This is a genomic window from Pseudomonas faucium (assembly GCF_021602585.1).
In the GTDB taxonomy this organism is placed as follows: domain Bacteria; phylum Pseudomonadota; class Gammaproteobacteria; order Pseudomonadales; family Pseudomonadaceae; genus Aquipseudomonas; species Aquipseudomonas faucium.
Genome location: NZ_BQIP01000009.1, coordinates 114817 through 128109, shown reverse-complemented (window position 1 = coordinate 128109; position 13293 = coordinate 114817). Strand labels below are relative to the sequence as shown.

General features: G+C 65.4%; 13 protein-coding genes and 1 tRNA gene. 9 read left to right on the top strand and 5 right to left on the bottom strand.

Translation table 11 applies throughout. The features are described 5' to 3' along the window. Positions 1 to 14 precede the first annotated feature (14 nt). On the top strand, positions 15 to 1577 hold the full coding sequence (gene ahpF / locus L6D75_RS12995; protein ID WP_176515056.1) for an alkyl hydroperoxide reductase subunit F: 1563 nt from the start codon (positions 15 to 17) through the stop codon (positions 1575 to 1577). 157 nt (positions 1578 to 1734) lie between these two features. Further along, positions 1735 to 1923 (top strand): hypothetical protein, encoded by a 189-nt coding sequence (locus L6D75_RS12990; protein WP_176515054.1) that lies wholly within the window; start codon positions 1735 to 1737, stop codon positions 1921 to 1923. Between the two features lie 4 nt (positions 1924 to 1927). Here the strand turns inward: L6D75_RS12990 and L6D75_RS12985 are convergent, their stop codons facing one another. The 3 genes from L6D75_RS12985 to nhaR all read right to left on the bottom strand — a co-directional run bounded on the left by L6D75_RS12985 (position 1928) and on the right by nhaR (position 4954). Beyond that, positions 1928 to 2575, bottom strand: a complete 648-nt coding sequence (locus tag L6D75_RS12985; protein ID WP_176515052.1) for a YceH family protein — start codon at positions 2573 to 2575, stop codon at positions 1928 to 1930. Positions 2576 to 2743: 168 nt separating this feature from the next. Continuing rightward, positions 2744 to 3955, bottom strand: coding sequence for a serine/threonine transporter SstT (sstT, locus tag L6D75_RS12980; RefSeq protein WP_176517211.1), 1212 nt, complete (start codon positions 3953 to 3955; stop codon positions 2744 to 2746). A gap of 105 nt (positions 3956 to 4060) precedes the next feature. Beyond that, positions 4061 to 4954: a transcriptional activator NhaR gene (gene nhaR / locus L6D75_RS12975; RefSeq protein ID WP_176517210.1), complete on the bottom strand. Its 894-nt coding sequence runs from the start codon at positions 4952 to 4954 to the stop codon at positions 4061 to 4063. 131 nt (positions 4955 to 5085) lie between these two features. Here nhaR and L6D75_RS12970 point away from each other — a divergent pair, with 131 nt between their 5' ends. Together L6D75_RS12970 and L6D75_RS12965 are read left to right on the top strand one after the other, a co-directional pair. After that, complete coding sequence (locus tag L6D75_RS12970; RefSeq protein ID WP_176517209.1) at positions 5086 to 5334, top strand: hypothetical protein; 249 nt, start codon at positions 5086 to 5088, stop codon at positions 5332 to 5334. 26 nt (positions 5335 to 5360) lie between these two features. Continuing rightward, positions 5361 to 6113 (top strand): TerC family protein, encoded by a 753-nt coding sequence (locus tag L6D75_RS12965; protein ID WP_054903585.1) that lies wholly within the window; start codon positions 5361 to 5363, stop codon positions 6111 to 6113. A gap of 134 nt (positions 6114 to 6247) precedes the next feature. Here L6D75_RS12965 and L6D75_RS12960 read toward each other — a convergent pair whose 3' ends face one another. Further along, on the bottom strand, positions 6248 to 6427 hold the full coding sequence (locus tag L6D75_RS12960) for a hypothetical protein (RefSeq protein WP_236193562.1): 180 nt from the start codon (positions 6425 to 6427) through the stop codon (positions 6248 to 6250). 156 nt (positions 6428 to 6583) lie between these two features. On the opposite strand from L6D75_RS12960, the gene L6D75_RS12955 reads away from it, so the two are divergent. Beyond that, on the top strand, positions 6584 to 7327 hold the full coding sequence (locus L6D75_RS12955) for a peptidase C39 family protein (protein WP_176514238.1): 744 nt from the start codon (positions 6584 to 6586) through the stop codon (positions 7325 to 7327). A gap of 71 nt (positions 7328 to 7398) precedes the next feature. Here the strand turns inward: L6D75_RS12955 and L6D75_RS12950 are convergent, their stop codons facing one another. Continuing rightward, positions 7399 to 8682: an NAD(P)/FAD-dependent oxidoreductase gene (locus L6D75_RS12950; RefSeq protein ID WP_003250557.1), complete on the bottom strand. Its 1284-nt coding sequence runs from the start codon at positions 8680 to 8682 to the stop codon at positions 7399 to 7401. A 201-nt stretch (positions 8683 to 8883) separates the two neighbouring features. On the opposite strand from L6D75_RS12950, the gene L6D75_RS12945 reads away from it, so the two are divergent. The 4 genes from L6D75_RS12945 (at position 8884) to L6D75_RS12930 (ending at position 13258) form a co-directional block, all read left to right on the top strand. Next, positions 8884 to 8960, top strand: a tRNA-Val gene (locus tag L6D75_RS12945). Between the two features lie 166 nt (positions 8961 to 9126). Then, the gene (locus L6D75_RS12940) at positions 9127 to 9846 is read left to right on the top strand and encodes an efflux RND transporter periplasmic adaptor subunit (protein WP_371871954.1); all 720 of its coding nucleotides are present in this window, start codon (positions 9127 to 9129) and stop codon (positions 9844 to 9846) included. Continuing rightward, positions 9843 to 11162 (top strand): efflux RND transporter periplasmic adaptor subunit, encoded by a 1320-nt coding sequence (locus L6D75_RS12935; protein WP_176514241.1) that lies wholly within the window; start codon positions 9843 to 9845, stop codon positions 11160 to 11162. Before L6D75_RS12940 ends, L6D75_RS12935 begins: the two co-directional genes overlap by 4 nt. After that, complete coding sequence (locus L6D75_RS12930; protein WP_176514243.1) at positions 11159 to 13258, top strand: site-2 protease family protein; 2100 nt, start codon at positions 11159 to 11161, stop codon at positions 13256 to 13258. The genes L6D75_RS12935 and L6D75_RS12930 overlap by 4 nt, the downstream gene beginning before the upstream one ends. The last annotated feature ends 35 nt before the right edge of the window (positions 13259 to 13293 follow it).

Sequence of the window (13293 nt, the reverse complement as noted above, 5' to 3'; positions counted from 1 at the left end):
AAGGAATCGCCCGTATGTTGGACGCCACGCTTAAATCGCAACTGAAAACCTACCTGGAGCGGGTCACCCAGCCGATCGAGATCGTTGCTTCCCTCGACGACGGCGCGAAGTCCCGCGAATTGCACGACCTGCTGGTGGAAATCGCCGGCCTGTCGAACCTCATTACCCTGCGCGCGGATGGTGAAGACGCCCGTCGTCCATCGTTCTCGCTCAATCGCCCGGGTGCGGACATTTCCCTGCGTTTTGCCGGCATCCCCATGGGCCACGAATTCACTTCGCTGGTGCTGGCGCTGCTGCAAGTCGGCGGCCACCCCTCCAAGGCCAGCCGCGAGGTCATCGAGCAGATCCAGGCACTGGAAGGCGAGCTCACCTTCGAAACCTACTTCTCGCTGTCGTGCCAGAACTGCCCGGACGTGGTCCAGGCGCTGAACCTGATGGCGGTGCTCAACCCCAACGTGCGTCACGTGGCCATCGATGGCGCGCTGTTCCAGGACGAAGTCGACGCACGCAAGATCATGGCGGTGCCGAGCATCTACCTGAACGGCGAACTGTTCGGCCAGGGCCGCATGGGCCTGGAAGAGATTCTCGGCAAGATCGACACCAATGCCGGTAGCCGCCAGGCCGAGAAGATCAGCGCCAAGGACGCCTTCGACGTGCTGGTGGTCGGCGGTGGCCCGGCAGGCGCTGCGGCCGCCATCTACGCAGCGCGCAAAGGCATCCGCACCGGCGTTGCCGCCGAGCGTTTCGGCGGCCAGGTGCTCGACACCCTGGCCATCGAGAACTTCATCTCGGTGCAGGAAACCGAAGGGCCGAAACTGGCCACGGCGCTGGAAGAGCACGTCAAGCAGTACGACGTCGACATCATGAACCTGCAGCGCGGCGAAGCGCTGATCCCGGCCACCGACGGCGGCCTGCACGAAGTGCGCCTGGCCAGTGGTGCCTCGCTCAAGGCCAAGACCGTGATCCTGGCTACCGGCGCCCGCTGGCGTGAAATGAACGTACCCGGCGAGCAGGAGTACCGCGCCCGTGGCGTGGCCTACTGCCCGCACTGCGACGGCCCGTTGTTCAAGGGCAAGCGCGTGGCGGTGATCGGCGGCGGCAACTCCGGCGTGGAAGCGGCCATCGACCTGGCCGGTATCGTCGCCCAGGTGACGCTGATCGAGTTCGACAGCCAGTTGCGCGCCGATGCGGTGTTGCAGCGCAAGCTGCACAGCCTGCCCAACGTCAAGGTCATCACCCGCGCGCTGACCACCGAGGTGCTGGGCGATGGCGAGAAGGTGACGGGCTTGCGCTACAAGGACCGCAGCACAGATGAAGTGCATGACCTGGCGCTGGAAGGCATCTTCGTGCAGATCGGCCTGCTGCCGAACACCGATTGGCTCAAGGGCACGGTCGAGCTGTCGCCGCGTGGCGAGATCATCGTCGATGCCAAGGGCGCGACCAACATCCCCGGCGTGTTTGCCGCGGGTGACGTGACCACGGTGCCGTACAAGCAGATCGTCATTGCTGTGGGCGAGGGTGCCAAGGCATCGCTGGCGGCGTTCGATCACCTGATTCGCACTTCGGCGCCGGCGTAAGCCTGCACCGGCCCCATCGCCGGCAAGCCGGCTCCCACAGGCACACCACTGCATTTGCAATCAGTGGGGTACCTGTGGGAGCCGGCTTGCCGGCGATAGGGCCATGACAGGCGGCGGGTGTCTATGATGACTGCAGACCCCTTCAGGAATCTCACCCATGACCCTGATCAGCCGCGAACCCTGGTGGCTAGTGCCACCCCAGCCCGGGCAGAAAGAGCAGGACCTGTACTGGGGCTACCTGGAAATCTACGCCGACGGCCGTACCGTGTTCGTCGACCAGCGCCCCAGTGACCGGGAGCTGGCCGAACGCAAGAGTTGTCGCAACTTCCCCGAACCTGAGCTCTGAGGGCTCAGCCTTCGAGCTCGGCCAGGCGCGCCTCCAGCGCTGCAATGCGGGCTTCCAGCGCTTCGATTCGCTCTTCTGACACACCACTGCCGCTATTGCGCGCGCCACCTTCCTGCTGGCGGGCGGCGAGAATCGCCTCGATTTCCGCCGGGTCGCCCAGCGCATGGGTGTAGCGGTCCTCGCGCTGGCCGGCCTGGCGCGGCAGGTGCAGGGCCAGGTTTCGCGAGATCAGGCGCTCCAGCTGGTGCTGGATCTGCTCGGTATCGTCGAAGTCGTGCAGGCGGTTGCTGCGGGTCAGCAGCTCGTTGAGGGTTTGCGGGCCGCGCAGGAACATCAGGCCCATCAGCACCAGCTGTGCCGGCACCAGCTCCAGCGCCTTGTCCACCCGCTGCTCCCAGCGGTCGGCGCGGCTGCCCATCTGCAGGCGGGTCATCTGCTGGCCTTCGAGGGTGCGCAAGGCTTGGCCGACCTGGCCTTGGCTGAGGTTCATGACCGGTTCACGGCTGGTTTTCTGGTTGCAGGCCAGGACCAGGGCGTTGAGGGTCAGCGGGTAGCTTTCCGGGCTGGTGGCCTGTTTTTCGATCAGTGCACCGAGAATACGGATCTCGGTGCTGCTGAAACGGCCTTCGCCGGCGGTTTCGTGTTCTGACATGGCCCTGTCTCATTGCGAGGAAAAGGCCACTAGCGTAGGTAAAGCGCCTGGCTTAAGCAATCACCGACCTTTTCGCGGGGCCAGCCCGCTGCCACAACCCCAGGGCAATGATGAACCTGTGGGAGCGGGCTTGCCCCGCGAAAGGGCCGCAAAGCGGCCCCGGCAGCTTCAGGCTCCGCGCCGTTCCTCAGCCTGGCAAGCAGCTGCGGTGAACAGTACATCGGTCGAAGAATTCAGCGCCGTTTCCGCCGAATCCTGCAGCACGCCGATGATGAAGCCCACCGCCACCACCTGCATGGCGATCTCGCTGGGAATACCGAACAGGCTGCACGCCAGCGGAATCAGCAACAGCGACCCCCCGGCCACACCCGACGCCCCGCACGCGCAAACCGCCGCCACCACGCTCAGCAACACCGCAGTCGGCAGGTCGACGGCAATGCCCAGGGTGTGAACTGCCGCCAGGGTCAGCACGGTAATGGTGATCGCAGCGCCGGCCATGTTGATGGTCGCACCCAGCGGGATGGACACCGAGTAGGTGTCTTCATGCAGCCCCAGGCGCTCGGACAGCGCCAGGTTGACCGGGATGTTGGCAGCCGAGCTGCGGGTGAAGAAGGCGGTGATACCGCTTTCGCGCAGGCACAGCAGGGTCAGCGGATAGGGGTTGCGGCGAATCTTCCAGAACACGATCAGCGGGTTCATCACCAGCGCCACGAACAGCATGCAGCCGATCAGCACGGCCAGCAGGTGCAGGTAGCCGAGCAGGGCGCTCAGGCCCGACTGGGCGAGGGTGGAGCTGACCAGGCCGAAGATGCCCAGCGGCGCGAAGCGGATCACCACGCGCACGATCAGGGTCACGCCGTTGGACAGGTCCTCGACCACGGTGCGGGTGGTGTCGCCGGCATGGCGCAGCGCCACGCCCAGGCCGATGGCCCAGGTCAGCACGCCGATGAAGTTGGCGTTGAGCAGGGCATTGACCGGGTTGTCCACGGCGCTCAGCAGCAGGTTCTGCATCACTTCGGTGATGCCGCCCGGCGCGCTCAGGGCCGCTTCGCTGGTGCTCAGGGCCAGGTGCGAGGGGAACAGCATGCTGGCGACCACGGCCACCACCGCTGCGGCGAAGGTGCCCAGCAGGTACAGCCAGAGGATCGGGCGGATGTGGGTTTCCTGGCCGTGGCGGTGGTTGGCGATCGACGCCATCACCAGGATGAACACCAGCACCGGCGCGACCGCCTTCAGGGCGCTGACGAACACCTTGCCAAGAAAGCCCAGGTCACGGGCGATGGCCGGCGCCAGCAGGGCTAGGGCGATGCCGGCAACCAGGCCGATGACGATCTGGGTCACCAGGCTGGTACGGTTGAGGAGGCGGAAAACAGGGGTCATGTGCAGCGCTGTCTCGATATCGTGAAAGGGCGCGACTTTACCATAGACCTTAGTCGGCAAGTTCTGACCGATGTGCAAGCAATGTCTACGAAAGGGGCACGACCCTCACCAATGGAAGAGTTCCCGCCGCGCCCCCTCGGTGATGGCCACGATCCCCGGGTGCTTGACCTTGCGCTCCACCGAAATGGCATAGAACGACTCCAGCACCGCATCGGTCTGCCCCACCAGCTCGACCCCGTACTGCCGGCACACTTCCTCGGCAATCACACTCGGCGCCACGAAGATGCCGCTGCCGGACTGGCCGAAGGCCTGCATCAAGGCGCTGTCGTCGAACTCGCCGATGATCCGCGGCTGCACCTGCTGCTCGCCCAGCCAGCGCAGCAGGCGGCTGCGCAGCACGGTTTCCTGCCCCGGAATCAGCAGCGGGGCATCCTGCAGGCAGGCGGGGAAGGGGCCGGCATGGCGCCGGGCCAGCGCTGGGGTGGCAAAGAAGCTCAGGCCGCACTCGCCGAGTTTCTGGCTGTACCCCTTGATATCCAGGTGGCTGGGCATCGGGCTGTCGGAAATCACCAGGTCCAGGCGCTGGATCGCCAGGTCTGCCAGCAGGCGTTCGAGCTTGTCTTCGCGGCAGTTGATGCGCAGCACATCGTCCAGCTCCATGGTCGGCGCCAGCAAGCGGTAGACGATCGACTTGGGCACCACGTCGGCAACCCCGACGCGAAACAGTATCTGCTCCTGTGGGCCGGCGCGCAGCATGGCCTCTAGCTCGCCGCCAAGCTGGAACATCTGCTCGGCATAGACCAGCGCCTGGCGGCCGGTTTCGGTCAGCTCCAGCTGCCGGCCGACGCGCTGGAACAGCTCCAGGCCGTAGGTCTGCTCGAACAGGCTGATCTGCCCGCTGATGGTCTGCGGGGTCAGGTTCAGCTGCTCGCTGGCCCGGGCGATGCTGCCGGTCTTGGCCACCGCCCAGAAGTAATGGAGCTGACGGTAATTGAGCATGACGGTCCCGATTCGTAAAAACCGAAGTATATACGCTGAAAATACGAATTTTCCGGATGTGTCAGGAAAACTAGAATGCCACCCCATCAGGCGCGTCGCGCGCCGCAGGGATATCGACAAGCGAGGGCTTCATGTTGCAACTCAAATCCATCGGCACGCCACTGGTGCTAGCCTTGGCCCTACTGAGCGTGGCGGGCTGCGACCAGGCCGAGAAATCCGCCCAGCAGATGCTCGACCAGGCCGCCAAGTCGGCCAAGCAGGCCATCGATGACACCAACAAGGCGGCCCAGGAAGCCCTGAGCGACGCCATCGGCAGCGAAGGGCAGAAGCCCGAGCAAGCCGAGCCGCAAGACAAGCAAGGCAAGACCCAGGACATCTGACCCAGAACCGTTAGCAGGATTGAAACATGGAATATTTGCTGGAACTCGCCGCAAGCCCCACCGCCTGGGTTGCCCTGGCCACGCTGGTGGCCATGGAAGTGGTACTGGGTATCGATAACCTGATCTTCATCTCGATCCTGACCAACAAGCTGCCGCTGGAGTACCGCTCCAAGGCGCGGCGCATCGGTATCAGCATGGCCCTGGTGATGCGCCTGGCCCTGCTCAGCACGGTGGCCTGGATCGTGCAGTTGACCGACCCGGTGTTCGAGGTGTTCGGCAACGCGTTCTCCTGGAAGGACGTGATCCTGATCGCCGGTGGCCTGTTCCTGCTGTGGAAAGCCACCAAGGAAATCCACGAGAACGTCGACCCGCATGGCGCCAAGGAAGAGGCCAAGGTCTCGTCCACGGTCACCCTGGGCTTTGCCGCAGCGATCTTCCAGATCCTGCTGCTGGACATCGTGTTCTCGGTCGACAGCATCATCACCGCCGTGGGCATGACCGAGCACCTGCCGATCATGATCATCGCCGTGATCACCGCCGTGATCGTGATGATGGTGGCCGCCGACCCGCTGGCCAACTTCATCAACGACAACCCGACCGTGGTGATGCTGGCCCTGGGCTTCCTGATCATGATCGGCATGACCCTGATCGCCGAAGGTTTCGGTGCCCATGTGCCGAAGGGTTATGTGTATGCCGCGATGGCCTTCTCGACGGTGATCGAGATCCTCAACATCCTGGCGCGACGGGCACGGCTCAAGCGCGAGGCGGCTGAAGGCTGATAGATAGCGCGGGGGTGCTTTGCGCCCCTAATCGCCGGCAAGCCGGCTCCCACAGCGACCGCACTGATCCCAAATGCAGTGAAGTCCCTGTGGGAGCCGGCTTGCCGGCGATAGGCATGCAGAAAATTCGAAAATCAATGCACGCCGGCATGGCGCCGAGCGCGGCGAACAGGTTGTGGTTTGCTTGCGACCTGCGGTGGCAGGTGGTGATGCTGTGAATGACGTCGCACGATGCGCAGTACACCCCATAACATGGCGGCAGCGACGCTAAGCCACATACCCACCAGCATGAGAATTGCCATTGTCAGGCTCATGTGTGCCTCCTTCTCTCGGGCCAGGCATGGCTCGCCCTCCAGACACAGCTTTAGTCTAGCTCGCCGACCGTGACGTTCCATTGACCTTACGTCTGGTGCTTTGCTCCTGTGGCATTGCCGCCCGCAACGGGCTATACCCGCGCCGCGCGGAGCCCTATGATCGTCGGCCAGAGCCGGGCGCTGCCTGCCTGGCATCGGAACAAGCGAGCGTTCATGGAGCACGATTCCTTCAAGCCGTGGGGCAATGGCCCACGTCGACTGTTGCTGGCATGCCTGGTGGCCGCGAGCCTGGCCGGTTGCGCCAGCACCCCGCCGGCCGCCCTCAAAGGCTTGCCGCAACGGGTCGAGATCAGCAGCGTGCCGTTCTATCGCGGCAACGCCAACCACAGCGGCGCCATGGCCCTGGCCGCATTGCTCTCGCAGCAGGGCGCGCCGATCACCCCGGGGCTGCTGGACAAGCCCTTGAACTTGCCCCAGGGCGCCGATTCGCTGGGCACCGGCATACCTCGCGTAGCGCGCGAATACGGCATGGTGGTGTATCCGCTCGATCAGCGCGTCGATGCATTGCTTGAGCAGGTGGCCGCAGGCAACCCGGGGCTGCTGCGTTATCAGGAAGGTTCGGCGTGGTGGAGCGAGCCGCGCTATGCGCTGCTGATCGGCTATGACCGCTACAAGAAACGGGTGCTGCTGCGCTCAGGCATGAATCGACGGCAGATGATGGCCTTCGACGATTTCGCCTCGGCCTGGGCGAAGGAGGGGAGTTGGGCAGTGCTGGTGCAGCCGCCGCGGCAACTGCCGGCCCAGGTGGACCGCCAGCGCTGGCTGCAGGCTGCCGACGAACTGGCCAAGGCCGGCCAAGAAATCGCGGCGAAGCAGGCGGTGAACAGCCTGGGGAAATAGCGTTGGCCCCTCGCAAATGAATCCGCCCCCGTAGGAGCGGATTCATCCGCGATAAGGCCAAACCTGCAGAATCAGAAGCCCAGACGGTCACGCAGGCTGTAGTACCAGGCACCGATGGCGCTGAACGGTACCCGCAGCATCTGGCCACCCGGGAACGGGTAGTGCGGCAGGCCGGCGAAGGCGTCGAAACGCTCGGCCTGGCCACGCAGTGCCTCGGCCAGCACCTTGCCCGCCAGGTGGGTGTAGGTCACGCCGTGGCCCGAGCAACCCTGCGAGTAGTAGATGTTGTCGCCGATACGGCCTACTTGCGGCAGGCGCGACAGGGTCAGCAGGAAGTTGCCGGTCCAGGCGTAGTCGATCTTGACGTTCTTCAGCTGCGGGAAGGCCTTGAGCATCTTCGGACGAATGATCGCTTCGATGTTGGCCGGGTCACGCGCACCGTACACCACGCCGCCGCCGAAGATCAGGCGCTTGTCGCTGGTCAGACGGTAGTAGTCGAGCAGGTAGTTGCAGTCTTCCACGCAGTAGTCCTGCGGCAGCAGGGTGCGGGCCAGTTCCTCGCCCAGTGGCTCGGTGGTGATCACCTGGGTGCCGCATGGCATCGACTTGGCGGCCAGTTCCGGCACCAGGTTGCCCAGGTAGGCGTTGCCGGCGACGATGATGAACTTGGCGCGCACCTTGCCCTGCGGGGTGTGCACGACCGGGTTGGCGCCACGCTCGATGCGCACGGCCGGGGTCTGCTCATAGATGATGCCGCCCAGCGACTCGACCGCGGCAGCTTCGCCCAGGGCCAGGTTCAGTGGGTGGATGTGGCCGCCGCTCATGTCGAGCATGCCGCCGATGTAGCTGTCGCAGGCAACCACTTCGCGGATGCGCTTCTGGTCCATCAGCTCCAGCTGGTTGTGGCCGAAGCGTTCCCACAGGCGTTTCTGCGATTCCAGGTGGCCCATCTGCTTGCTGGTCAGCGCCGCGAACACGCCGCCGTCCTTCAGGTCGCACTGGATGTTGTACTTGGCCACGCGCTCACGGATGATGCGGCCGCCTTCGAAGGCCATGTGGCCCAGCAGTTGAGCCTGCTTGGGGCCGACGGTACGTTCGATGACGTCGATGTCGCGGCTGTAGCTGTTGACGATCTGGCCGCCGTTGCGGCCCGACGCGCCGAAACCGACCTTGGCCGCTTCGACGATGCTGACCTTGAAGCCGTTTTCCAGCAGGAACAGTGCGCTGGACAGGCCGGTGTAGCCGGCGCCGATGATGCACACATCGGTTTCCACCTCACCCTGCAGCGCCGGACGTGGCGGCACCGGGTTAGCCGAGGCGGCGTAGTAGGACTGGGGGTAGGGGGTATTGGCCATGCTCGAGAAACCTCGTGTTTTATATTTTTAACGAATGTACCGATGCTATCAATAATAATAAACACCCGCTAGTCGTCCCGTTAAAAATCCTTTACTGGTGCGTGCCGTCGCTTCCTTATAAAGAGTTTAATATTCAGTGAGTTAGCGCGAAAAAAAGTGTTGACACAGTTTTAGGAATGCGTAGAATGCGCACCACACGACAGGCACATAGCTCAGTTGGTTAGAGCACCACCTTGACATGGTGGGGGTCGTTGGTTCGAGTCCAATTGTGCCTACCAAACATCAGAAGGGGCGATCCGCAAGGGTCGCCCTTTTTGCATTCCAGCCCCCGTGGGCTACCTTCCGCGCCCCTGAAAACACTGATAGCATCCGGCCACACCTCTACAGGGACGTGGCAAGATGAAGCAGTTCGCGTTGTGCATGGCATTGGCTTTGGCTGCAGGCATGGCGCAAGCCGCTGACGACGGCGACCCGCTGCTGCAGGAAGGCAGTACGGCCACCAGCGGCGACATCCGCGGTGTGCTGCGCGCACGGTCCCAGGCGGTGCTGGCCAGCGAGTTGCCCGGCCGCGTCGTGGAAATCCCCTACGCCGAAGGGCAAGCATTCGCCAAGGGTGATGTGCTGGTGCGCTTCGACTGCAGCGCCTACCAGGCCCAGGCCAATGCCTCGGCCGCGTCGGTGCGGGCGGCGCGCGAAGAGCTGCGTAACAAACAGCAGCTGGCGGCGCTCAATTCCGTGGGGCGCTTCGAAGTGGCCCTGGCCGAGGCGCGCCAGGCGCAGGCCCAGGCCGAAGCGCAGGTGTATCAGGTGCAGGTACAGCGCTGCCAGGTGAAGGCGCCGTATGACGGCCAGGTGGTCGAACGCCGCGTCCAGGCCCACGAAAGCGTGGCCAGCGGTGCGCCGCTGCTGGAAATCGTCGACAACCGCTCCCTGGAAATTCACCTGCTGGTACCTTCGCGCTGGCTGGGCAGGCTCAAGCCCGAGCAGGCCTTCAGCTTCGTGCCCGATGAAACCGGCACGCCGATCGCTGCCGTGGTCAAGCGCCTCGGCGCGCGCATTGACGAAGGCAGCCAGACCCTCCTGTTGATTGCCAGCGTGCCGGCCAGTACCCCCGGGCTGCTGGCTGGCATGAGCGGCACCGCGCACTTTGCGGAGTCGCCATGAACGCCGTGGTGCCAGGCGCCCTGGAGCAACTGCTGGCCCACTACCTCAAGCTCGAACGCCAGGCCCGCGCCGCCACCTCGGTGCAAACCCTGGCGTTCAGCATGGTCAACGATGCCCAGCCGCTGTTCGGCTACCGCCACGCCGCGCTGCTGATCGCCGGCAAGGTGCGGGCGCTCACCGGCATCAGTGCGGTCGAGCCGAATGCGCCATTCGTGGTGTTCATCGAGCGCGCCGCATCGCACCTGGCGGCCAGTGAGCGTTTCGCCTTGCCCGGGGTGGTCCCAGCGGCCGACCTGGATCAAGCCTGCCGCGACGATTGGCAGGCGCTGTCGGCGCCCCAGGCGTTCTGGCTGCCGCTCAAAGACCGCAAGGGCGAGGTGTTTGGTGGCCTGTGGCTGGCGCGGGACATGCCCTGGAACGATGCCGAGCAGGCCTTGCTGGCGCAGCTGGGCGACTGTTATGGCCACGCCTGGCAGGCACTGCAGCCGGGCAAGCCATGGCGGCTGCGTTGGCCGGCCCGCACCCGCTGGGCAATAGCCGCGGCGCTGTTGCTGGTGCTGCTGGTGCCGGTGCGCCAGTCGGTGCTGGCGCCGGCCGAAGTGGTGCCACGCAATGGCCAGGTGGTGAGCGCGCCGCTGGACGGGGTAGTGGCCGAAATACTGGTCAAGCCGAACCAGGCCGTGCAGGCCGGCCAGTTGCTGGCGCGTTTCGATGCCACCACCTTGAAGGCCCAGGCCGACGTGGCCGAACGGACCCTCGGCGTTGCCCAGGCAGAGCTCAAGGCCAACACCCAGCGGGCATTCTCCGATGCCGACTCCAGTGCCCGCCTGGATCTGCTGGCGGCGCGGGTCGAGCAAAAGCGCGCCGAGCGTGATTATGCCCGCGACCTGCTGGCGCGCAGCGAGGTTCGCGCCGAACGCGAAGGCATTGCCGTGTTCGCTGACGCGCAGCGCTTCATCGGCAAGCCGATGCGCACCGGGGAGCGGCTGATGGACATCGCCGACCCGGCCCAGGCCGAACTGCGCATCGAGTTGCCGGTGGCCGATGCCATCGGCCTGGAGCAGGGCGCGCAGGTTGCGCTGTTTCTCGACAGCGACCCCTTGAACCGCCATGGCGCCACGCTCGAGCGCATGGCTTATCAGGCCCAGGCCACACCCGCCGGGCAACTGGCCTACCGGCTCGACGCCAGCTTCGAACAGGCGCCGCCGCGCATCGGCCTGCGCGGCACCGCCAAAGTGTTCGGCGCTCGAGCACCGCTTGCGTTGTACCTGCTGCGCAGGCCATTGGCGGCGCTGCGCCAGGCGGTCGGCCTGTGATGCTGCCGGCGCTGCGCCCTGATCTGCAGCTTTCGCCGGGCGCGCCCGGGCTCGACGGTGCGCCGCAATGGACCCTCGCCGACCCCCTGCGCGGGCGCTATTTCAAACTTGGCGCGGCGGCCATGCGCCTGTTGCGCCACTGGGCGCTGGGCGATGCGCAGCAGGTGCTGCAGGCAGCCAATGCCGAACCCGGGATGCCGGTGACGGGGCAGGCGTTGGATGAGCTGCTGCGTTTTCTGCGCGGCCATGACCTGGTCAGTGCCGTGGATGCCGAGCAACGCGCCAGCTACGCAGCCAAGGCGGCCGCTCAGCGCCAGGGCCTGTGGACGCAGGTGCTGCACAAGTACCTGTTCTTCCGCATCCCGCTGTGGCGCCCCGATGCATTTCTCAACCGCACCTGGCCCTGGCTGCAGCGCCATGGCCCCGGCCTACTGCGCTTGGGTTTGCCCAGCGTGCTGCTGCTGGGCTTGTTCCTGGTGATGCGCGACTGGGAGCGCTTTCTTGCCACCTTCCCCCATTTGCTCAGCCTCGGCGGCATGCTGGCGTTCGCGGTGGCCCTGGGCTTTGCCAAGCTCTGCCACGAGTTCGGCCATGCCTACATGGCCAAGCGCGCCGGTTGCCGGGTGCCGAGCATGGGCGTGGCATTCATGGTGCTGCTGCCCATGCTCTACACCGACGTCAGCGATGCCTGGCGGGTGCAGGACCGGCGCACACGGCTGCTGATCGGCGCCGGCGGCGTGCTGGCCGAGCTGGTGCTGGCGTGCATCGCGCTGCTGGCCTGGTCGCTGCTGCCGGACGGGGCCGGGCGCACGGCGGCTTTCATGCTCGCCAGTGCCACCTGGATCACCACGCTGGCGATCAACGTCAACCCGTTGATGCGTTTCGATGGCTACTTCCTGCTCTGCGACCTGTGGGGCGTCGATAACCTGCAGGGCCGCGGCTTCGCCCTGGGGCGCTGGCACCTGCGCGAGCTGCTGTTCGGCTATGGCGAACCGATGCCCGAGCATTGGTCGCCAACCATGCGCAGGCGCCTGTTGTGCTGGAGCTACGCCTCGTGGGTGTGGCGCGCGGTTCTGTTCTTTGGCATTGCCCTTGCGGTCTATCACCTGTTCTTCAAGGTGCTGGGCATCTTCCTGATGATGGTCGAACTGGTCTGGTTCATCGGCCTGCCGGTGTGGCGCGAATGGCAACACTGGTGGCAGCACCGCAGCAAGGCGCAGCCGCGCAAGGTATGGCTGCTGGGCGCTGGGCTGGCGGGTTTGCTGGCATTGTTGGTGGTGCCCTGGCGCAGTGGCGTGGAAGTGCCGGCGATGCTCGAGGCTGCGCGGGTGAGCGCGCTGCATGCACCGGCTGCGGCGCAGGTGCGCGAAGTGCGGGTGAAAGATGGCGAGCAGGTCGCGCAGAACCAGGTGCTGGTGGTGCTCGAGTCGCCAGACCTGGCCTCTCGGATGAGCATCACCCGCCGCGAGATCGACATCCTGCAACTGCAGCTGCGCCGGCAGGCGGGGCGCAGCGCCACCGCGGCAGACACCGGCATCCTCGAGCAGCGCCTGGCCGAAGCCGTGGCCGAGTACCGCGGCCTGGCTGCCCAGCGCGAGCGCCTGAACCTGCGCGCGCCGCATGCGGGCACGGTGCGCGACCTTGCGCACAACCTCGCACCTGGCCGCTGGGTCGGGGTCGATCTGCCGCTGGCCGAGGTGGCCGAACGAGGCTTGCGCCTGCGTGGCTACCTGGCCGAAGCGGACTTGTGGCGGGTGGCGCCGGGGGCAGCCGGGCACTTCGTGGCGGATGACGTACTGCGAGGTTCGCTGGCCGTGACGCTGGCCGACATCGACACCGCAGGTGCCCCTTATATCGACCAGGAAGCCCTGGTTTCCGAGCACAAAGGCCCGATCGCCGTGCGCCGTGATGACGAAAAGCGGGCGCAGCCACTGGAGGCGCAATACGGCGCGCGCTTCGCCCTCGAAAAAGGCGCCCCCGAGCAGGTTTCGCACCCGCTGCGGGGTGTGGTGGTGCTGGAGGGCGAGGGGATGTCGCTTTTAGGATCTGCCTGGCGACGAATAGCCGCTTTAGGCGTACGGGAAAGTGGATTTTAGTAGTGAGAGTGTCAGACAATTGAACTAGGCTGCTA

Excerpts from the sequence above, each read along its gene's own strand:
- L6D75_RS12955 (WP_176514238.1), top strand. The coding sequence starts at position 6,584 with ATGATCGTCGGCCAGAGCCGGGCGCTGCCTGCCTGGCATCGGAACAAG.
- L6D75_RS12985 (WP_176515052.1), bottom strand. The coding sequence starts at position 2,575 with ATGTCAGAACACGAAACCGCCGGCGAAGGCCGTTTCAGCAGCACCGAG.
- L6D75_RS12950 (WP_003250557.1), bottom strand. The coding sequence starts at position 8,682 with ATGGCCAATACCCCCTACCCCCAGTCCTACTACGCCGCCTCGGCTAAC.
- L6D75_RS12940 (WP_371871954.1), top strand. The coding sequence starts at position 9,127 with ATGGCGCAAGCCGCTGACGACGGCGACCCGCTGCTGCAGGAAGGCAGT.
- L6D75_RS12960 (WP_236193562.1), bottom strand. The coding sequence starts at position 6,427 with ATGAGCCTGACAATGGCAATTCTCATGCTGGTGGGTATGTGGCTTAGC.
- nhaR (WP_176517210.1), bottom strand. The coding sequence starts at position 4,954 with ATGCTCAATTACCGTCAGCTCCATTACTTCTGGGCGGTGGCCAAGACC.
- ahpF (WP_176515056.1), top strand. The coding sequence starts at position 15 with ATGTTGGACGCCACGCTTAAATCGCAACTGAAAACCTACCTGGAGCGG.
- sstT (WP_176517211.1), bottom strand. The coding sequence starts at position 3,955 with ATGACCCCTGTTTTCCGCCTCCTCAACCGTACCAGCCTGGTGACCCAG.
- L6D75_RS12990 (WP_176515054.1), top strand. The coding sequence starts at position 1,735 with ATGACCCTGATCAGCCGCGAACCCTGGTGGCTAGTGCCACCCCAGCCC.
- L6D75_RS12935 (WP_176514241.1), top strand. The coding sequence starts at position 9,843 with ATGAACGCCGTGGTGCCAGGCGCCCTGGAGCAACTGCTGGCCCACTAC.
- L6D75_RS12970 (WP_176517209.1), top strand. The coding sequence starts at position 5,086 with ATGTTGCAACTCAAATCCATCGGCACGCCACTGGTGCTAGCCTTGGCC.
- L6D75_RS12965 (WP_054903585.1), top strand. The coding sequence starts at position 5,361 with ATGGAATATTTGCTGGAACTCGCCGCAAGCCCCACCGCCTGGGTTGCC.